The sequence below is a fragment of the Micromonospora sp. NPDC050417 genome (assembly GCF_044458865.1).
Classification (GTDB): domain Bacteria; phylum Actinomycetota; class Actinomycetes; order Mycobacteriales; family Micromonosporaceae; genus Micromonospora_G.
In genome coordinates this window covers 177,935-199,407 of sequence record NZ_JBITIH010000001.1, presented here as the reverse complement: position 1 = coordinate 199,407, position 21,473 = coordinate 177,935, and the positions used below count along the sequence as shown (strand labels likewise).

Genomic DNA, 21,473 nt, shown 5'->3' with positions numbered 1-21,473 from the left:
CGTGCTCAAGGTGGCGTGCTGAGGGTGCGGCGTGCTGAGGGTGGGACGGACGGTCAGTCGCGTACCGGCTCGGGGGTTTCCACGGATTCCGGCGTCGCGGCCTCGGCGGGCGCGGTCGGCTCCAGGGCGTCCGGCAGGTCGTCGACCTCACGTAGCGACCGGCGGGACCAGGCGGCGGCGACCAACAGCATCATCAGCGTGCCGGTGACCGCGAAGACCAGGGCAGTGCCCCGGCCGTCACCGGTGCCGATGACCGCGCCGGCGCTGCCCGCGAGCGCACCGTCAGGCCGCATCAGCGGCTCGAACACCTGGTCGGCGAGGGGGCCGGCGAGCAGGTACGCGACCGGGATGCTGGCGTCGCCGACCACCCGGGCGGCGGCCAGCACCCGACCCAGCACCGCCGGTTCGGTCTTGGTCTGGATCAGGGTCATGGTGGAGCTGTTCACGATCGGCAGGGTGAAGAGGAACAGCGGCGCCACCACGGCGATCAACCAGGCCGAGGGGGTGAGCGAGTGCAGCACCAGCGCCACCCCGCCGAGCGCCAGCCCACCGAAGACCGCGTTGATCCGACGGGCCGGGCCACCCCAGGCGGTCATCACCACGCTGCCGGCGAAAAGCCCGGCCCCACCGGCGAACATCAGCAACCCCAGGGTGTCCGCCGAGGCGAACGAGAGGATCAGCGGCTGCACCAGCACACCGGCGAAACCGAAGAGGAAGTTGTACGCGCCGAAGAGGACCATCAGCTGCCACAGTCCGGTGCGTGCGCGCAGGTAGTGCCAGCCCGCGACGGCCTCGGTCAGCACCGGCTCGCGGGTCCGCCGCGCCGCCGGACGGGTCGCCTCGGCGGGAAGCCGGACCAGCAGCAGGGTCAGCGACGCCACCGCGAAGGTACCGAGGTCGACCGCGAGCACCCCGCCGATCCCGATCGTCACCACCAGCACCCCGGCGACCAGCGGCGCCGCGATCTGGGCGGCGCGGGTGACCTGCATCAACCCGTTGAACCGGGCCAGGTGCGTCTTGCCGACCAGTGCCGGCGTCATCGCCTGGTAGCTGACCTGGTGCACCGTCGAACTGGCCGCGCTGAGCGCGGTGGCGAGGTAGATGTGCCAGACGGCGAGGCTGTCGCTCGCCGCCAGCAGGGCGAGCGCGGCGGTGCCGATCGCCGCCCCCAGGTCGCTCAGGAGCATCACCCGACGCCGGTCCCAACGGTCGGCGATCACCCCGGCGAACGGGGCGACCAGCACCGCCGGCAGGCTGCTGGCCAGGAAGATCAGCGAGAACTGGGTGACCGAGCCGGTCCGCTGGTAGACCCAGACGCCGAGCACGAAGCCGGTCAGACTGGAGCCGACCAGGGAGACGAGCTGACCGAGCCAGACCGCGATCAGCAGGCGGGTGCGGATCCGTTCAGCCATGGACGCTCCTGACATCGCTGTGCCCGCCGGGCGGCGGATCGAGGAACCCGGCGCTGACGTACCAGGCCAGGTAGGTGTGGAGCAGCGCCGGGTCCGCCGGCGGGCAGGTGATGCCGGCCGGTGCCAGCGCCGCCTCGGTCCGGGTGCAGTCGAACCGGGGCTGGGTACGCCGAGGCGTGTGCTCGCCGAAGAGCGGGGCGAAGGGTGCCAGTGCCGCGTCCGGCCGGCCCAGCAGCGCGGCCCGCCACCGGTCGTACGGGACCAGATCGACCGGGTAGCCGTAGCCGGCCAGCGCACCGGCCAGGTCGGCGAAGGAGATCGTGCGGTTGTTGTAGTAGTGGAAGTCCTGCCCCCAGCGCTCCGGCTGCCGGGAGAGGTGCCCGATCGCGGCGCCGACGTAGTCGACCGGGGACAGGTCGGCGTGGTCGTCGCCGATCTCCGGCACCGCGCCGAGCTGCACGAACGTCTTCAGTAGCCGGCTGAAGTAGTCGTCGGCGTTGCCGACCCCGGTGGTGGCGTTGCCGGTGATCCGGGCCGGTCGGTGCACGCTGACCGTCAACCCGCGTCCACGTGCGGCGCGTACCAGCGCGTCCGAGACCCACTTGGTGGAGTTGTAGCCGTCGCCGAGCCCGGTGCAGTCGTCCGGGGCGTCTCCCTCCTCGACCAGGCTGTCGACCCGGCCCGGGGTGAGGAACACCCCGAGGGTGGAGACGAGCTGTACGGCGGTCGGGCGACCGGTGGCGGCGAGTCGCAGCACCTCGACGGTGCCGGTGACGTTCGCCGGCCGCAGCGACTCGTACGGCATCAGGAAGTTGACCAGCCCGCCGTTGTGTAACACCAGGTCGGTCCGGTCGGCCAGCACCTCGAAGTCCCGCCGGTTCAGCCCGAGCGCGGGTTCACCGAGGTCACCGGGGACACCGACGAGTCGGCTCGCGTACTCGTCACGCCAGAGGCCGTACCGGGTGAGGTTGTCGCGTACCCGGTCGGTGGCGGCCTGTGGGGAGCCGGCCCGGACCAGGCAGTGCAGCTCGGCCCGGCTGTGGTCGAGCCAGTCGGCGAGCAGGTGCGCGCCGAGGAAACCGGTGGCGCCGGTGACCAGCACCGTCTCCGGTGTGGTCGTCGGACGGCCGGCCGGCAGGCGGTCGGCGATGTCGTCGGGGAGCCGGGCGTCGTCGCGTACCCGGTCCGGGTCGAGCCGGCGACCGGTGTCGCCGGCACGGGCCTGGTCGACCCGGCGGGCCAGGCCGGTCAGGTCGGCGGTCTCGAAGAGCGCCCGCAGCGGCAGGTCGACACCGAGGTCCGCGTGGATCCGAGCGGCCAGCGGACCGGCCAGCAGCGAGTGTCCACCGAGGTCGAAGAAGTTGTCCCGGGCGCCGACCCGTTCCCGGTCGAGCATCCCGGCCCAGATGGCGGCGAGCGCCCGTTCGGTCGCGGTCCGGGGCGGTACGTGATCGGCCCCCGACGTCTCTTCGACCGGCGCCGGAAGGGCCGCCTGGTCGAGTTTGCCGTGCGCGTTCAGCGGCAGTTCGGGCAGGAAGACCAGGTGCGCGGGGAGCAGGTAGTCCGGTAGCCGCTCCCGCAGACCCGCCCGGACCTCGGCCGGGGTCGGCGCGGTCCCGCCCGCCGGCACCAGGTACGCGACCAGCCGGGGACCGGTCCCGTCGTCGCGTACCGTCACCGCCGCCCGGCCCACCCCGGGCTGGGCGGCGCACGCGACCTCCACCTCGCCGAGATCGATCCGGTGTCCCCGGATCTTTACCTGACGGTCCGTGCGGCCGAGGAACTCGATGGTCCCGTCCGGCCGGTGCCGGGCCAGGTCGCCGGTGCGGTAGAGCCGGGCACCGGGTGCGCCGAACGGGTCGGACACGAACCGTGACGCGGTCAGACCCGGTGCGCCGAGGTAGCCCCGGGCCGGTGCGGCACCGCCGAGGTAGACCTCGCCGGTGAAACCGACCGGCACCGGGCGCAGTCGGGCGTCGAGCAGGTGCACCCGTACGTTGCCCAGCGGGCGGCCGATCGGCAGTTGGCCGAGACCCGGCAACTCGCTCGCGTCGACGGTGGCGTACGTGGTGGCGCAGACGGTGCCCTCGGTCGGGCCGTAGTGGTTGTACACCCGTACGGTGCCGCCGGTGGCGCGGGCCCAGCCCCGTACGGTGTCGGTCGTGGCCGCCTCACCGCCGACCATCAGCGCCCGCAACCCGGTTGCCGGCGTGTGCGCCGGTGTCGAGGCCAGGTCGGCGACCCACCGGGTCCAGAGCGCGGCGGCGGCGTCGACCAGGGTGAGCCGCTCTTCGGCGCAGAGTCGGAGCAGGTCAGGGCCGGTGAGTTCGGCCGGGCGGCGGTGCAGCACCAGGGCGGCGCCGCCGGCCAGGGCCGGGAAGATGTCGCCGACGGAGGCGTCGAAACTCAGCGGCGGCAGCATCAGCAGGCGGTCGCCCGGCCCGATCCCGTGCTCCTCGATGAAAGCCCTGGTCAGGTTGACCGCGCTCCGGTGGCTGACCATCACCCCCTTCGGTGCGCCGGTCGAGCCGGAGGTGTAGATGACATAGGCGAGCTGGTCCGGGTCGGTCACCGGCAGCGGGGTACCGCTTGGGTCGATGTCATCCTGGTCGATGTCTGTGATGGGGAGCACGGTACCGGGATGGTCGGCGAAACGGGATAGGTCCGCCGGGTCGACCAGGAGCACCGGTGCGTGCGCGTCGGCGAGCAGGGTGCGCAGCCGCGCCGGTGGATGTCCGGGGTCCAGCGGCAGGTAGGCGCCGCCGGCCTTGAGGACACCGAGGATGCCGGTGATCGCCGCGATGCTGGCGGGCAGGAGCAGGCCGACCGGCACCTCCGGGCCGACCCCGGCCCGCCGCAGCCGCCGAGCCAACCGCTCGGCCCGACGGTCCAGTTCGCCGTAGTCGACCGTCTCGTCCCCGTCGACCACCGCCGGGGCGTCCGGGGTCGCCACCGCCCACGCCCGGACCAGCTCCGCCAACCCGGCACCGCTCGGCGCCCCGCCGTCCGAGTCGCGGATGGTGTCGTTCCACTCCGCCAGTGCACGCCGATCGTCCCCGGTGAGCAGTTCCAGTTCGGAGAGTCGCCGCTGCGGGCCGCTGACGAGCGCATCGAGGACGAGCAACAACCGGTCACCGAAGCGCCGCATGGTCGCCGGGTCGAAGAGGTCGCGGTTGTAGTCGAGCACCCCGGTGAGGGTCGGACCGGTCTCGAAGAAGAGCACCGTCAGATCCATCCGGGCGCTCTCCCGGTCGAAACCCGCCGGTCGAACCGTCAGCCCCGGTGACCGCCGGTGCGTACCACCGGGATTGACCACGCACATCACCTGGAACAGCGGGTTGCGACTCGGGTCCCGGGGCAGGGCGGCGAGCTCGACCACCTGGTGCAGCGGCAGGTCGGCGTGGTCGAGTGAGTCGACGCAGGTACGGCGTACCCGCCCGAGGGCTTCGGTGAGCGTCGGGTCTCCGGAAAGGTCGGTGCGCAGCGCCAGGCTGTTCACCATCAGCCCGACCACCGACTGGAGTTCCGGGGTGGCGCGGAGCGAGACCGGGGAGCCGACACAGACATCGTCCTGGCCGGTCCAGCGCCGCAGCAGCACCTGCAACGCGGTCAGCACCAGCATGAACCGGGTGCTGCTGGTACGCCGGGCCACTCCGTCGAGGGCGCTGGTCAGCTCCGCCGGAACCTCGAACCTGTGCGTCCCGCCGGTGAACGTCTGCACCGGTGGACGCGGCCGGTCGGTCGGCAGGTCCAACGCCCCGGACACCCCGGCGAGCTGGTCGGCCCAGAACTCGCGCTGCCGTTGCGTCACCCCGGCGTCCAAGGTCCGCTGCCGCCACAACACGTAGTCCGGGTACTGCACCTCCGGCGGTGCCGGGGTGGGGGCGCCGAACAGCTCGTCCAGGACCTCACCCAGCACGATGTGCAGCGACCGGTCGTCGGCGACGATGTGGTGCGCACCCAGCACCAGCAGGTGCTCCTCCGGCTCCAACCCGACCAGCAGGGTCCGGAACAGCGGCCCCCGCTCCAGGTCGAAGCCGTTCTCGACGAAGCCGCGGGCGAGCGTACCGACCCGCTCCTCCCGATCGGCGGAATCGGTGGCGGTGAGGTCGACAACCTCCAGCGGAATCCGGCTCCGGGGGTCCTCGGCGGGAAGCACGACCTGCTCGGTCCGGCCGTCCCGGAGCCGGAACACGGTACGCAGCGCCTCGTGCCGGTCCCGGGTCGTGTCGAGCGCACGGCGCAGCGCCACCCGGTCCAGGGTGCCGGTCAACCGGACCGCGAGGGCCAACGCGTACGCGCCGCCACCAGGATCGAGCCGGTCGAGGAACCAGAGCCCCTCCTGCAGGGGGGAGAGCGGAATACGGGTGCCGGGGTCGCGGACCGGAACGGCGGTGGAGCGACGGGCCGAGGCCACTCCGCGGCGGGCGAGCAGTTCCCGGATCAGCCGTTCCCGCGTACCGGCGTCAACCTCGGTCACGACGGCTCTCCCAGCAACGTACGCAACTCCTCGGTGGAGAGCCCGGCGAGATCCTGGCGCAGCTCGGCGACGGTCACCACATGCCCCGGCACCGGTTCCCGGGCGATCAGCGCGCCGGCCATGGTGGCAACCGTCGGCGCCTCGAAGAGCACCCGGATCGGCAGTTCCAGTTCGAACGCGGCACCGATCCGGCTGAGCGCCTGGGCGGCGAGCAGCGAATGGCCGCCGAGGGCGAAGAAGTCGTCGTGTACGCCAAGCCCTTCGACTCCGAGCACCTGCTGCCAGATCTCGGCGAGCAACTGCTCCACCGGGTCGCGCGGGGCGACCCGCTCGGCGGCGACCGCGTCCCGCCAGTCCGGTTGCGGCAGTGCGCCCCGATCGGTCTTGCCGTTCGCGTTCACCGGCAACGCGGTGAGGGTGACCAGGGTCGCCGGGACCATGTAACCGGGCAGCCGGGTGGCGAGCCACGGACGCAGCACCGCCCAGAGGTCGGGGGCAGGGTCGCCCGTCGGGACGACGTACGCGACCAGTCGGGTGTCGTCGGCGCCGGCAGCCCAGGTGCTCACCACCGCGTCGGCGACCAGTTTGTGCGCCCGCAACTGCTCCTCGATCTCGCCCAGCTCGATCCGGAAGCCGCGGATCTTCACCTGGTGGTCGGTCCGGCCGAGGAACTCCAACCGGCCGTCGGCCCGCTGCCGGGCCAGGTCACCGGTGGCGTAGAGCCTGGCTCCCGGCCGGCCGCTGAACGGGTCTGGGACGAACCGGGAGGCGGTCAGCCCGGGGCGACCGGGATAGCCCCGGACCACCCCATGACCGCCGATGTGCACCTCGCCGACCACACCGACCGGCACCGGCTGGCCGATCCGGTCGAGCACGTACAGCTCGGTGTTGGCGATCGGCGTACCCAGGTCGATGGTGGCTGGTGACGGTGCCACCGGTGTCGCGGCCGACCAGACCGTGGTCTCCGTCGGGCCGTAACAGTTCCAGAGCGTCGCGCCGTCCGCGAGCAGCGCGTCCGCCAGATCCCGGGGAAGCGCCTCACCGCCGCAGAGCCGCAGCCGCAAACCGGCCGGCACCCCACCGGTGGCGAGCAGCAACCGCCAGGTGGCCGGGGTCGCCTGCATGGCGGTGATTCCGTCGGCTACCAGCAGCTCCCGCAGCGCCGGCCCGTCGGCGGCGACCGCGGAGTCCACGATGGTCAGCGGGGTGCCGGTGACCAGCGGCACCAGCAGTTCGAGCACGGAGATGTCGAACGAGAGTGTGGTGACCGCCGCGAACCGGTCCGCGCCGGTCAGGCCGAGGTCGTCGTGGAAGGACGCGACCAGGTTCAGCACCGACCGGTGCGGCACCGCGACCCCCTTCGGTCGGCCGGTCGAACCCGAGGTGTAGATCAGGTAGGCCAGGCCGTCCGGGTGCGCCGGCACCGGGTCCGTGTCGGCCGGGGCCGCCGCCAGCTCCGCCGCGTCGTCGTCGAGACAGACCACCACCGGTACGTCGGCGAGCAGGTCGGCGAGACGTTCCCGGACCGACCGCTGGGTTACCACGACCCGGGCGCCGGAGTCGTCGAGCAGGTACCGGAGCCGGTCGGCCGGCAGGCTCGGGTCCAGCGGCAGGTAACCCGCCCCCGCCTGCCAGGTGCCGAGGACGCCGACCAGCATGCCGACACCCCGGTCGAGGACGATGCCGACCGGAGTGTCCGGCTGCACCCCGCGGGTGCGCAGCACGTACGCCAACCGGGCCGCCCGCTCGTGCAACCCGGCCGGGTTCACCGTCCCGTCCGGGCCGCTGACCGCCGGCACCGGCCCCGCCTCCGAGTCGTCGGTCGGCAACAGTTCCAGCACCGACGCGACCGGCGGCAGGCCCCGGGCGGTGGCGTTCCAGTCGACCACCGAACGCCACCGCTCCACCCCGGCCAGCAGCGGAATCTCGGCCACCGGGCGGTCCGGGTCGGTGAGCGCCGCGTCGAGCAGGGTGGTCAGTTGCCGGGCCAGCCGGGCCACCGACTCGGCGTCGAACAGGGCGATGTCGTACTCCACCGCCAGGTGCAGCCCGCCGTCCGAGGTCATCTCCCCGACCAGGGAGAGGTCGAACTTGGCGGTGCCGCTGTCCACCCGCAGCGAGGTGCTGGTCAGGTCGACGAGGTCCAGATTGGCCGGCGGTGTGTTCTGCACGATGAGCTGGGTCTGGAAGACCGGGGCGTGGCCGAGGCTGCGCTCCGGCGCCAGCTCCTCGACCAGTTTCTCGAACGGGACGTCGGCGTGCGCCAGCCCACCCAGGGTCGCCTCCCGGACCCGGTCGACCAGCTCCCGGAACGTCGGTACGCCGGCCACCGACACCCGCAGCGGCAACGTGTTGACGAAGAACCCGATCAGCGGTTCCAGGTCGGCGTGGCTGCGCCCGGCGACCGGGGTGCCGATCACCAACTCGTCCTGGCCACTGGAGCGCGACAACAACGCGCTGAACCCGGCCATCAGGGTCATGAACGTGGTCGCCCCGCTGGCCTGGTTGAACTCCCGCAACCTGCGCAGCAGCGCGGCACCGAAGTCGAAGTAGTGCACCGCGCCCCGGTAGGACTGGGCGGCCGGGCGGGGCCGGTCGGTCGGGAGGGTGAGCAGGGCGGGGGCGCCGCGCAACTGGTCCAGCCAGTAGTCGAGCTGGTCCCGCAACGCCTCGCCGGCCAGCTTCTCCCGCTGCCAGAGCGCGTAGTCGGCGTACTGGGCCGGCAGCTCCGGCAACTGCGGCGTACGGCCCTCGCGCAGCGCCGCGTACGCGGTGTTCAGCTCGGTGAAGAGCACCCCGAGCGACCAGGCGTCGGAGACGATGTGGTGCAGGCAGAGGGAGAGGTGATGGTCGTCCTCGGCGGTCCGGACCAGCCTGGCCCGGAACAGTGGGCCACGGGCCAGGTCGAACGGGCGGCGGGCCTCCTGCCAGAGCAGCCGGGCCGCCTCGTCGGCGGTGCCGCCGGACAGGTCGGTGACCTCCAGCACCGGGTCGGCGGTCGGGCGTACCACCTGCACCGGTTCGCCACCCGAGTCGGCGAAGCTGGTCCGCAACGCCGCGTGCCGTCGCACGATCAGGTCCAGGGCCGCGCGTAGCGCTTCGACGTCGAGCGGGCCGCGTAACCGGAACGCGACCGGGATGTTGTAGACCGGGTCACCGGGCTGGAACCGGTCCAGGAACCACAACCGTTGCTGACCGGACGAGACCGGGTACGTCCGAGGAGCGTTCGCCCGCTCGGTCAGCATCCGCGCCAGCAACGCCCGCTTGTTCGTCGCCGGCGAAGTACTGCCATGATCCGCATTGACCTCGGTCATGACCTCTCCTCGCTTCGCTCGTCGATGCCATGACCTGTTCGACTGAGCTGGCTGATTCCCTCGCTTCGCTCGGTCATGACCTCTCCTCGCTTCGCTCGGTCATGACCTCTCCTCGCTTCGCTCGGTCATGGGGTGGCTCCTTGCTGATCGGCCAGTTGGGGGACCGGTGGTCTGGGGGAGACCGGCTCCGGGACGGGCAGGGAGAGGCCGAACTCGCGGGCCACGGCGCTGACCCGGGTACGCAGAGCCGGCGGCGTGTTCGCGCCGAACAGGCGCAGGTACGCGGCGACCGCGTCGGCGTCCTCGGTGAGGAACGGGAAGTCCGACGAGACCATGTGCCGGATCGCGAGCAGCGGCACCGGGCTGTACAGGGGGCGGAAGTCGGCGTTCCAGAGCCCCGCCTTCTCCGGCGGTCCGGCGTGGAACTCGCCGACCATCAACCCCTCGGCCACGTACTGCGGTTTCAGCCGTTCCTGGGCCCGGTCCACGACCGCGTTCGCCTGGTCCGGTGGGAGATCCGGCAGGGTGAGCAGGATCGTCTTGAACTGGGCGGCCGGGCCGGTGGTCGGGGGCAGCTCACGGAACCAGTCGCGGTACCTCATCAGCAGCCCGTCGAGCACGGCCGGCGCGACGGTGTCGCCCCGGTGCACGGCGAGATAGAACATTCCCCGGTCCAGGGACGCCTGCGCGAACGGGCAGACCGGGCCCTTGCGGCCGAGTTCCGGGTGTGGCCGGCAGAGGTACTCGCGGGCCCAACGGAGCACGCTGAGCAGTTTTTCCTCGACACCGTGCAGCAGCGGATGGACCGCCTCGGCGGTCAGGTCGAACTGTTCCACCAGCACGCACGCCGGCTCTTCGGGATGGATCAGCACGGCACCGTCACCGCCCCGATCGGCGGGCGGCGCGGGCCGCCCGGGTCGTCGCATATGCCAGGGCGGTGCCGAGCGCCAGGACGCCGCCGGTCGCCGTCGCGCGCAGCAGCCGGTCCTGTCGCTCCGACCGGGCCAGCGCCTCGGCGTACGGGGTGGTGGTGTGGGCGACCATCGTGTACAGCGGAATCCAGCGGTCGGGTAGGAGTCGGCCGAGCAGCCGGTCCGCACCCGCCTTCAGGGCGTACGTCGGCCGGTGCACCCGGTCCCGCAACTCGACGAAGTTGCGGGTGGAGAGGTCGGCCAGCACGTCGGTGTGCGGCTTGCGGGCCGCCTCGTACGCGGCGAGCGCGGCGCCCCGGTCGCCGTGCCGCTCCAGGCACCGGTCGAGCACCAGGCAGTCCTCGAAGGAGGAGTTCATGCCCTGGCCGTAGAAGGGGTAGACGGCGTGGGCCGCGTCGCCGATCAGCACCACCCGGTCGGCGTACCGCCACGGGCTGGTCCGTACGGTGACCATCTGGCCGGTCGGGTGTTCGGTGATCTCCTCGACGAGTCGGGGCATCAGCTCCTGCGCGTCGGGAAAGTTCCGCCGGAAGAAGTCCTGGATCGCCGCTGGTCCGTCGAGTGTGGCGAAGCTGTGCGGTCCCTCGAACGGCATGAAGAGGGTGCAGGTCAGCGAGCCGTCGACGTTCGGGTGGGCGACCATCAGCCCGTGCTCACCCGGCCAGACGTGCAGCGCCTCCAGCCGTACCCGGGGTCGGCCGTCTGTGTCGACCGGGATGGTGAGCTCCTTGTAGCCCCAGTCGAGGAACTCCTGGCCGTGGTTGGCCCGCAGGCCGTACTGGAGCTGTTGCCGTACGGCCGAGAACGCCCCGTCCGCGCCGACGACCAGGTCTGCCGGCACCTCGTCGGTGAAGCCGTCGGCGAGTTGGGTCACCGCGACCGAGGGTGTCTCCCGGTCGAGACCGTGCAGCCGCCAGCCGAAGTGGAATCGCACCCCGGGCTGGGCCTCGGCCGCGTCGACCAGTACGGCGATCAGCTCGTCGCGGAGCACCGAGTGCAGGATCTGGTGGCCGTGCAGCCCGTACGGCTGGAAGCTGACCGTGCCGTCCGGGGAGTGCACCACCCGGCCGCGCATCGGCACACTGCGCTTGAGTACGTCGCCGAGGAGCCCCACCTCCTGCAACGCGCGCATCCCCCGGGCGGAGAGTCCGAGGTTGATCGAGCGGCCTCCGGTTCCGGCCGGGGACACTCGTGGGTCGTCGCGTCGCTCGTAGACGTCCACCCGGTAGCCACGGCGGGCGAGGTACACGGCGGCGAGTGAGCCGGCCAGACCGGCGCCGATGATCACGGCACGGTCCCGGCGGTCGGTCGGGGACGGCGTGGCCGTCATGAGCCCTCCTCGGCGATCAACGTGTCCAACAGCTCGTCGATCTCCCGGTCGGAGAGGTCGTCGAGCGAGGCGAGCAGGTCCTGGGCGCTTGGTCCGCCGGTGGCGACCCGGTCGGTGGTGCCGTTGTGGTGGGATCCCGGGTTGGCCGGGTCGGCGACCCGGGGTGCGAGTTCGGCGATGGTCGGCGCGGCGAAGAGCAGCCGCAGCGGCAGGTCGACGCCGAACGTGGTGCGGATCCGGGCGATCAGCCGGGTCGCGGTGAGGGAGTGGCCGCCCAGGTTGAAGAAGTTGTCGTGCACACCGACCCCGGCCAGCCCCAGCACCTCGCCCCAGAGCAGGGCGAGTTGCTCCTCCACCGGTGTACGTGGCGCCACCCGGTCGCCGTCGTCGGCGTCCCGCCACACCGGCTCGGGTAGGCCCCGGCGATCGACTTTTCCGCTGCCGGTACGGGGAAACCGGTCCAGCGGCACCAGGGTCGCCGGCAGCATGTACTCCGGCAGTTGGGCGGCGAGCGCGGGACGCAGGCGGGACCAGAGCGCGACGGGGTCGGCGGCGGGTTCGGTCGGCACCACGTACCCGACCAGTCGGACGTCGTCGGCGCTGGCCCGCCAGGTCACCACGACCGCGTCCCGGATGCCCTCCTGGGCGCGGAGCGCGGTTTCGATCTCACCCAGCTCGATCCGGTAGCCCCGGAGTTTGACCTGCTGGTCGGCGCGGCCAAGGTATTCCAGCCGCCCGCCCGGCAGCCACCGGGCCAGGTCGCCGGTGGCGTAGAGCCGGGCGCCGGGGCGGCTGCTCCACGGGTCGGGGCGGAAGCTGACCGCTGTCCGGGCCGGGTCACCGTGGTATCCCCGGGCCACGCCGAGGCCGCCCAGGTGCAGTTCGCCGACGGCGCCGACCGGCACCGGCCGACCAGCCGGGTCGAGCAGGTAGAGCCGGGTGTTGGCGACCGCGCCGCCGAGGTCGACGGGGCCGTCGGCGTCGACCCGGCCGGCGGTCGAGTAGATGCTGGTCTCCGAGGGACCGTAACCGTTGATCAGGGTGGCGCCGTCGGTACGCAGCGCGTCCGCGAGGTCGCGGGTGAGCGCCTCGCCGCCGCTGATCCGCAGCCGTACGTTCGCCGGCACCCCGCCGGCGGCGAGCAGCATCCGCCAGCTCGCCGGGGTGGCCTGCATCGTGGTGACGGCCCGCTGCGCGAGTGCGGACCGGAGGGCGGCGGCATCCTGGGCGAACCGGGAGTCGAAGAGTTCCACTCGAGCCCCGGCGAGCAGTGGCAGCACCAGTTCGACCACGGAGATGTCGAAGGCGTTCGTGGTGAGGGCGGCGACCCGGTCGGCGGCGGTGAGGCAGAGCAGGCGGTCGAAGGCGACCAGCAGGTTGACCACGGAACCGTGGGTGACCGCGACTCCCTTCGGCACGCCGGTCGACCCGGAGGTGTAGAGCAGGTAGGCGAGGCTGTCGGGGTGGGCGGCGTACGTCGGTGTGGTCTCCGGGAGCGCCCGCAACCGGGTGACCTGCTCGGGGTCGTCGAGGCGGAGCACCCGCGTCCCGGTCGGCCAACAGTCACCCGTACGGGCGGCGCTGGCCTGGTCGGTCAGGACCAGTGGCACCCCGGCCGCGCTCGCCATCCTGGCCAACCGGGCGGTCGGCAGTTCCGGGTCCAGGGGCAGGTACCCGCCGCCGGCCTGCCAGACCGCCAGCATCGCGGTGAGCATGGCGCTGCCCCGGGTGAGGCAGATCCCCACCGGGACGTCGACGCCGATCCCGTGTTCGCGGAGCAGGTGGGCGAGGCGGTTGCGGTCGGCGGTCAGCCGCCGGTACGTCAGCGTCGCGTCCGGCGCCGCCACCGCGACCGCGTCCGGGTCGGCCGGTGGGTGTCGTGCGAAAAGTTCGGCGATCGAGTCGTACGGCGGCGGGTCGAGTTGTTCGGCCCGCCAACCGGCGATGATCTCCTCGCGGGCGGCCGGGCTGAGCAGCGGCAGCTCGGCGACGGGCGTCGCCGGTTGCTCGACCGCTGCCCCGAGCAGCGCCAGGTATGCCGACGCGAGCCGCTCGATCCGGTCGGCGTCGAAGAGTTCGGTCCGGTACGTCAGTCGCCCGCGCCACCCGTCCGGCCGCTGCTCGACGGTGAGCGTCAGGTCGAACTTGACGGTTCCGTTCTCGTGCAGTTCGGGGGCGATCCGCACCCCGGCCACCTCGACCGGGGCCGGTGTCTGTTCGAGCGCGAACATCACCTGCACCAGGGGTGAGTAGGCGAGGCTGCGCTGCGGGGCGAGCAGGTCGACCAGTTCCTCGAACGGCACGTCCTGCCGGGACTGGGCGGCGATCGCGCTGCTCCTGGCGGCGCGCAGCAGTTCGGCGAAACTCGTCCGCTCCTCGAACCGGCCGCGTAGCGCCAGGGTGTTGGCGAAGAAGCCGACCACGCCCCGGGTCTCCGGCCGGCTCCGTCCCGACACCGGTACGGCGACCAGCAGGTCCGGCTGTCCACTGAGCCGGTGCAGCAGGGCCTGGAATCCGCTGAGCAGCACCGCGAAGTCGGTGGTCTCGGCGTCCCGGGCGAGCCGCCGTACGCCGCTGGTCAGCTCCGCCGGCAGCGGGAACGTGACCAGTCCCCCGGCCGGTGACTGCTCCGCCGGACGGGGACGGTCGGCGGGCAGGTCGAGCAGGGTCGGCGCCCCGGACAGTTCGGCCTGCCAGTAGGCGAGGTCCCCGGCGAAGGCGGACCCCTGTGCCTGTTCCCGTTGCCAGACCGCGAAGTCGGCGTACTGGATCGGTGGTGGCGGCAGTTCGGGCACGGTAGCGGCGACGGCGGCCCGGTATCCGTGGGCGAGTTCGTCGAAGACGGTGTCGAACGACCACCCGTCGGCGACGATGTGGTGCACCACCAGGATGAGCACGTGCTGGTCCGGGGTGAGCCGGACCAGTCGTGCCCGCAGCAGCGGGCCGGTGGCGAGGTCGAACGGCACCCGGCTCTCCGTGTCGAGCAGGGTGTCGAGCCCCGCCGCCCCGTCGGCCCCCAGGTCGGTGACCGGCAGCGGGACCGACCATTGCGGACCGACGACCTGTGCCGGTTCACCGTCGACCGAGGTGAAGACGGTCCGCAGCACCTCGTGCCGGCCGACCAACCAGTGCAGCGTGGAACGGAGCGCGTCGACCCGCAGCTCGCCGGTGAGCCGGACGGACCAGGCGATGTTGTACGCCGCAGAGCCCGGGTCGAGCTGGTCCAGCATCCAGAGTCGCCGCTGGGTGGACGAGGCGGGCAGGACGAAGGTGTCACCGGTCATGGCTTCTCCTCTGTGCTTCCGGCCGGCGGGTGTCCACGGCGACAAGGCGGAACTCGGCCGTCCGGCGGCCACCGCCGGGATCTGTCAGCCATAGCTGCTCCGGCGTCGGCAACATCTCGCTCAGCCGCAGGGTGGCGTCCGGTTCGGCACCGGAGACCGTGCGCCGGACGGCGCGGACGAACGTGTCCACCGAGGCGAGGCTGGCGAAGTCGAGGAAGAACGGCTTCTTCTCCACCGGGGTCTTGACGAAGACGTACCGGGGCAGGCCCGAGTCGCGTTGCCAACGGCGTACCGCCCGAAACCGCTCCGCCTCCTCGGCGATGGTGGCGAAGTCCAGCCCCGCCGCAACGAACCGCCAACTCTCCCTGGAGATCACCACCCGGTCGACGGTGATCCGTGGTCGGTGGTCGGCCGGTGGCAGCAGGTCGAAGCGTTGGATCAGTTGCAGCATCAGCGCCTCGCCGACCACCTCGGCGAGCGGCAGCGTGTGCCGGCCGTCCCGGGTCCGTACGGTCAGCGTCCCGTCCTGCGACTCCAGTACGCAGTCGGCCACCGCGACCGCCGTCTCCGGGTCCAGCCCGCAGCTGTCGTGTCCGAAGACCAGCCGCAGGTCCCGGTCGGTGACGAGCTTGTCGGTGAGCCGGGACGGGGCGCCGCCCTCCTCACCGGTGGCGGCCAGTACCACCCGGGGGCCGGGCAGGTCGGCGCGCATCGCCGCGACCAGTTCCGTGTGATCCGGGTGCTGGGCCATGAACAGGGCGGAGCGCAGTGTGTTCACCCCCGGGTGGACCTCGCCGACCACCCACCGGAAGTCGCCCCGGGCGACGGCCTCGGCCCCGTCGGCGACCAGCATCACGTCCGGGCTGTGCTGGTACGCGCCGACCCAGCCGGGTCGGGGAGCGGCGAACGCGGCGGCGACCCGGTCGGCGATGCTCGCCGAGTCGAGCTGGATCCGGCGTTTCCCGTCGAGTTCCGGCAGGAGCTGGCGCCACCGGTCCTGTAGGCCCCGGACCACCGGTGCGATCAGCCGCTCCGGCAGGTCGAAGAGGAGGTCGTTGGCCCAGAGCCAGAAGTCGGCGAACGGCACCACGGGCTGCCCGTCCCGGTCGACCAGTTCGGCGTACCGCTCGCGGCAGGCCCGGCCGAACAGGGCGGCGCCGGCGAAGGTGAACCAGCGGGCGCTCTCCAGCAGCAGGCTCAGCGCCGGCCAGAGGGTGCCGACCAGGTCGGTGGAGAGCGTCACCCGGTCGCCCGCCCGGCAGTCCTCGTAGACCAGTGTGCGGCCGGCGTACACCCGACCGGCCCGGCGGGTTGGTGCGGCGCCGGTCAGTTCGGTGAACGTTCGTTCCAGGTCGGCGAGGGCGGTGCCGAGCCGGTCGGCGTCCCCGGCCGCCCCGGCGACCGCGTCCCGGGCGCGGACCAGGTCGTCCAGGGCGCGCAGTGCCGGTTCCCGTACGGCGTCGTCGGTGACCGAGGCCAGTCGGTTCCGGACCGACCGCTCCGGAAAGAGATCCTCCTTCGGCACCTCCAGCGACCAGGTGACCCGGTGCGTGTCGCGCAGCTCCGCCAGCATCCGGTACACCTCGTCCGCCGTGCTGAACCCGCTGGCCGGGTCGGCGACGAGCTCGGCGGCGATCTCACCCGCGGTACGCCGACCGTCGGCGGCGGCGAGCAGCCGGGCCAGTGGTGGCGGCAGCGGTGTGGGCGGGGTGAGCGGCAGCAGGAGCTGGTTGTCGAGGACGGTCAGGAACGGCAGCCGACGGGGGATCAGCCAGGGGGCCAGGCGCGGGTCGCGGGCGGTGAGCGTGTCCGCCAGCCCGGCCATCGCCCAGTTCTCGAAGTAGACCGTACGGGTGGTGAGCGGGGCGGGGTCGGAGGTGATCTCCCACCCGGCACCGGCCGGTGTGACGGTGGCCCAGCCGACGGGACCGAAGAAGCCGATGGTGTCGTTCTTGGCGCAGTACCGCTGTAGGTAGGTGGCGGCCAGTGCCTCGTGTTGCCGGTGTTTGGAGTCGCGGGCGGTCGCGTCGCCGTCGGCGCGGGTGAGCAGGGGGTCGAGTCCGGTCCGCAGGGCGTGCCGGTTCTGCCAGGTCACCGCCTCGCGCAGCCGTGGGTCGGCGGCGGCGATGCGGAGCGCGGCGGTGCGTCGCCGGCTCGCCTGCTCGTGTGAACGGTCGAACGCCGACCGGTCGGCCCGGTGCTGTCGCACGGCGTCGGCGAGAGCGGCCCGGGTCTCGGCGATCTCGGCTGTCAGCACCGGGTTGGCGAGGTCGGGCAGGTCGTCGGGGAGGGTGCCCTGGCGCAGTTGCCGGTCTGCCCGGTTCCACCGGGACCGCTGGTCGGCGGGGGCGCTCCGGCGGGCCTGGTGCAGCCGTCCGGTCATCGTCCGGCGTACCTCGGCCAGCCGGTCCTCACTGGTCAGCAGTGCGTCGGTGTGGGCCAGGTGCTCGGGGTCGCCGAGCCGGGTGAGTGGCCCGACCGGGAATCCGGCGGCCCGCAGCCCGACCCAGCGCCACATCGCCCAGGGGCCGCTCCCCGGTCTGACCAGGTGATCTGTCGGTTCGACGGGGCCGGTGCCGGCGACCCCGCCCCGGTAGGCGCCCCGGTCCCGGGCGGTGATCCGGGTCGGTGCCGGCCCGGGGCTGCGTCGCCGCCGGTCGATCTCGGTGGCGAGCCCGGCCAGGCTGTGCTGCTCGTAGATCACACGCACGGGCAGGTCGATGCCGAACCGCTCGGCGGCGCGGAAGGCGAGCCGGGTGGCGAGCAGCGAGTTGCCGCCGAGGTCGAAGAAGTCGTCCTCGGCCCGCCCGACACCGGCCCGGAGCAGGTCGGTCCAGAGCGTGGCGAGCTGAAGCTGGGTCGGGTCGGTCAGCGGTCGTTGTGCCGTCGCGTGGGTCGGCGCCGCCGGGGCGGGCAGGGCACTCCGGTCCACCTTGCCGTTGCGGTTGAGCGGTAACGCCGGCAGTAGTACGTAGCCGGCCGGGCGCAGGTACGGCGGCAGGTGGGCGAGGGCGTACGCGCCGAGCAGGCGTTCGTCCAGGGGTGCCGTACCGTTCGCTGCGGCCGTAGCTGTCGACGGGCTGACGTATGCGACCAGCCGGCGGTGTTCGCCGTCGCCGTGCACCACCACGGCAACCTCGCCGACCGACGGATGCGCCCGCAGGACCGCCTCCGCCTCGGCCGGCTCCACCCGGAACCCCCGGATCTTCACCTGCCGGTCGACCCGGCCGAGGAATTCCAGGGTCCCGTCGGGGCGCCAGCGGACCCGGTCCCCGGTCCGGTACATGCGTGCGCCCGGCCTGACCGCGAACGGGTCGGGCAGGAACCGTTCGGCGGTGCGCCCGGGTTGCCCGAGGTAGCCCCGGGCCAGCCCGTCGCCGCCGGTGTACAACTCGCCGGGTACGCCGACCGGCACCGGACGGAGCAGTTCGTCGAGGACGTAGACGGTGCTGCGCGGCACCGGCCGGCCGATCGGTACCGGCGTCGGGACCGTCTCCGGGTCGGTCATCCGGTGGCAGCAGGTGAACGTCGTGTTCTCGGTCGGCCCGTACCCGTTGACCAGTGGGCGACCGGCGCGGACCCGCAGCGCGGCGCGGACCGCGCCCGGGTCGAGTACGTCGCCCCCGGACAGGAGTTGCCCCACCATGGCGAGTGCGCCGGGATCTTCCTCGACCACCTGGTGGAAGAGCCCGGCGGTGAGCCAGAGCACGCTGACCTGTTCGGCCCGCAGGAGTTGGGCGATCTCCGCCGGTCCGAGTGGGTCGGGTGGGGCGACCACGAGCCGGGCGCCGTTGAGCAGGCTGCCCCAGATCTCCAGGGTGGCGGCGTCGAAGGCGGCCGGGGCGAGGTGCAGCACCGTCTGGTCGGGACCGAGCCGCAGGTAGTCCGGTTCGTGCACCAGGCGCAGCACGGCGCGGTGTGGCACCGCGACGCCCTTCGGGGTGCCGGTGGAACCCGAGGTGTGGTTGACGTACGCCAGGCTCTCCGGTCGGACCAGTCGGTCCGGTGTGGTCCGTGGCAGGTCTGCCCCGGCCAGGTCGGCTTCGGTCAGATCGGCTTCGGTCAGCAGCAGCGGGTCGCCGCTCGCGGCGAGCAGTTCCCGGGTCCGGGTCGGGGGATTGGTCGGGTCGAGGGGGAGGTACGCGCAGCCGGCCTTGACCACGGCCAGCAGCGCGACCACCAGCCGGACTGATCGGGGCAGGGCGACCGCGACCGGTTGGTCCGGTACGGCACCCCGCCGGATCAGTAGGTGGGCGAGGCGGTTGGCGCGTGCGTCGAGTTCGGCGTAGCTGAGCGTGCCGTCGGGTCCGGTTACCGCGACCGCGTCCGGGCTGCGCCGCACCTGCGCGGAGAACCGTTCGCCGATGGTGGCGCCGGTCGACTGGTCCGGGTGCCGCGGTGTGCCCTCCCGGCTGGCCACCAGCCGCCGACGGCCAGCGGCGGGCTCGTCGGGGCGGTGCCCGGCCCAGTCGTGCGTGAGCTGGTGGTGTTCGTCCGGTCCGAGCAGGGGGAGGGCGGCGACCGGTGCGTCCAGGCCGGCGGCGAGTCCGATCAGGCAGGTGGTGAGGTGGTGCAGCATCCGGTCGGCGGCGAGGTCGGTGAGGCGTCGCCGGTCGTGGTAGAGCAGCACCCGCAGCACCGGTTCGCCGAAGACCAGGACGGTGACCGGCGGTCCCGGGTGGCGGTGCACCCGGGCGACGCGGGAGCCCCAGTCGGGCACCGAACGGCTGAGTACGGTCTGCAGGTCACGGTGCTCGTACATGAGCAGGCTGTCGAAGAGTGGGGTGCTCGCCGGCAGGCCGCTCCAGCCCTGGACGGCGGTCAGGGGCGCGGCCTGGTGCGACCGGACCGCGTCGATCTGGGCGCGTACGTCGACCAGCCAGTCCCGTACGGTCAGCTCTGGTCGTACGTCGATCCGTAGCGGCACGGTGTTGATCACCATTCCGATGATCGTGTCGGCCCGGTCGATCGAGCCCCGGCGGCAGCTCCGGACCGCTCCGAAGACCACGTCCCGTTCGCCGCTGTAGCGGTGCAGTAGTACCGCCCAGGCGGCGTTGACCAGGGTGCTCAGCGGTACGCCGACCGCGTTCGCGGCCCGGTGCAGCGTCGCACTCTGGGTCGGGTCGAGCTGGTGGGTGAGTTCGCGTACGGACTCCGGCCCGCGTGGCGGGGTGTTGGTGGCGGGGAGCAGCGGGAGCGGGGTGGGGAGCGTGACCCCGTCCAGTCGGGCGCGCCAGAAGTGCTGGTCGGCGACGAGTGATCGCTGGCCGGCCCAGGTGGCGAAGTCCTGGAACGGGCGGCGGTCGGGGACCGGGCGCTCGGTGCCCCGCAGGATCGCGGTGTAGTCGGTGAGCACCTCGGTCAGCAGCAGCGGCACGGATCGGCCGTCGATGATCGCGTGGTGCAGGCTGAACACGATGGTGTGCTGGTCGGCCCGGTGTTGGATGAGTCCGATCCGGACCAGTGGCGCGGTGGCCGGGTCGAAGCCGTGGGACCGGTCGGTGGCGAGGAACCGGTCCAGTCTGGCCAGCCGTTCCGCCCGGCTGGTCGGGGTGTCGGTGCGCCAGTCGTACCGGTTCACCGGGATGGTGACCTCGGGCTGCACCCGCTGGCTGGCCCGTTCCGGCCCGAGCAGGGTGAACGCGGTCCGGAGCACCGGATGGCGTTGGGCCGCGGCCTGCCAGGCGGTGGTCATCGCGGTCGGGTCGAGCGGCTCGGGCCAGTCGATGACGATCTGCAGGATGTCGACACCGGAACCGGGTTCGAAGCGGTCGTGGAACAACAGTCCCTGCTGGAGCGCCAGTAGGTCGTAACACTCGCCGTCCGGTTCCGCCGCGCTCCGCTGGTCGTCGCTGACTTCGCCTGCGCTACTGCTGGTCGACCGCACGGTCTGCTTTCCTCCCTCTTGGGCGCGGCCGGTTTTATCGGCGCACCGTGAAACACCGCCGGTAATTGCGTCACCGAGTGCGTGGTCAGGGCGTGGCGACGGTGCGGCGAGTCGATCGGAAAGGCGGAAGATATGGCGTAGTGATCGGGGGTGACCAAAAAATACGAGAGGCATTCAGATCTGTCAACACTGGGTCGGGACCGAGACAGATGCTTGTCAGCTTGGGAGATACGATCCGATTTGATCAGATTCTCTATGACAAAAAGCCACGAAGTTGCCGTTACCCGATCCTGTCCGTGTTAGTGGCACACATTCATGATGCTGGACGTTTGGCAGTCGAAAATCCGTCGGTCACACTCTCGGTCGAGCGGACATATTTGCTACTGGAAAGAAACAACATTAATAAACGTGTACGGATTCACAGCGCAATTTGGGTGGCTCGCTCATTCCGGTCCTGCGCAGACAAAAACGGGCGCCTCGAACAATCGAGGCACCCGTTCTGAGGGCAGCGTTACGTCTCGGGATCCGTACCGCCGACCACTCCCGCGCGGCGCGTGGCGGCAGACCGGTCCGGACCTTCTCGATGTGGGCCGGGCAGGTCGCCCCGGTCACCTTCACACACCACCCGCGCAACCCGGTGGGAGTTGCGAGCCAGCAGGCCGGATAGAGTACGGGTCTTCGTCGTTGACAACTACGTGATAGCGACACCGATCCTCTGCCTCTGCCACGGGCACCCCCACGGACGGGGGCTCGGCGGCCTGGGACGGTGGCTGGTGACCATACATCGATCCCGCACACACGGACCCGACCGAAGAGCGGCCGTCCGGCGCACGC

7 protein-coding genes are annotated in these 21,473 nt (G+C 72.2%); all 7 read right to left on the bottom strand.

Features of this window, described 5'->3' with window-relative positions; translation table 11 throughout:
* Positions 1 to 53 precede the first annotated feature (53 nt).
* Positions 54 to 1,412: an MFS transporter gene (locus ACIBF5_RS00770; protein ID WP_396806695.1), complete on the bottom strand. Its 1,359-nt coding sequence runs from the start codon at positions 1,410 to 1,412 to the stop codon at positions 54 to 56.
* A complete protein-coding gene (locus tag ACIBF5_RS00765) occupies positions 1,405 to 5,892 on the bottom strand; it encodes an amino acid adenylation domain-containing protein (RefSeq protein WP_396806693.1) in 4,488 nt (1,495 codons plus the stop codon). Before ACIBF5_RS00765 ends, ACIBF5_RS00770 begins: the two co-directional genes overlap by 8 nt.
* Complete coding sequence (locus tag ACIBF5_RS00760) at positions 5,889 to 9,206, bottom strand: amino acid adenylation domain-containing protein (protein ID WP_396806692.1); 3,318 nt, start codon at positions 9,204 to 9,206, stop codon at positions 5,889 to 5,891. Before ACIBF5_RS00760 ends, ACIBF5_RS00765 begins: the two co-directional genes overlap by 4 nt.
* Before the next feature lie 125 nt (positions 9,207 to 9,331).
* Positions 9,332 to 10,078 (bottom strand): DUF6875 domain-containing protein, encoded by a 747-nt coding sequence (locus tag ACIBF5_RS00755; protein WP_396806690.1) that lies wholly within the window; start codon positions 10,076 to 10,078, stop codon positions 9,332 to 9,334.
* 7 nt (positions 10,079 to 10,085) lie between these two features.
* Positions 10,086 to 11,468 (bottom strand): FAD-dependent oxidoreductase, encoded by a 1,383-nt coding sequence (locus ACIBF5_RS00750; RefSeq protein WP_396806688.1) that lies wholly within the window; start codon positions 11,466 to 11,468, stop codon positions 10,086 to 10,088.
* The gene (locus ACIBF5_RS00745; RefSeq protein WP_396806686.1) at positions 11,465 to 14,752 is read right to left on the bottom strand and encodes an amino acid adenylation domain-containing protein; all 3,288 of its coding nucleotides are present in this window, start codon (positions 14,750 to 14,752) and stop codon (positions 11,465 to 11,467) included. The genes ACIBF5_RS00750 and ACIBF5_RS00745 overlap by 4 nt, the downstream gene beginning before the upstream one ends.
* The gene (locus ACIBF5_RS00740; protein WP_396806684.1) at positions 14,742 to 20,639 is read right to left on the bottom strand and encodes an amino acid adenylation domain-containing protein; all 5,898 of its coding nucleotides are present in this window, start codon (positions 20,637 to 20,639) and stop codon (positions 14,742 to 14,744) included. The genes ACIBF5_RS00745 and ACIBF5_RS00740 overlap by 11 nt, the downstream gene beginning before the upstream one ends.
* Positions 20,640 to 21,473: the final 834 nt, after the last annotated feature.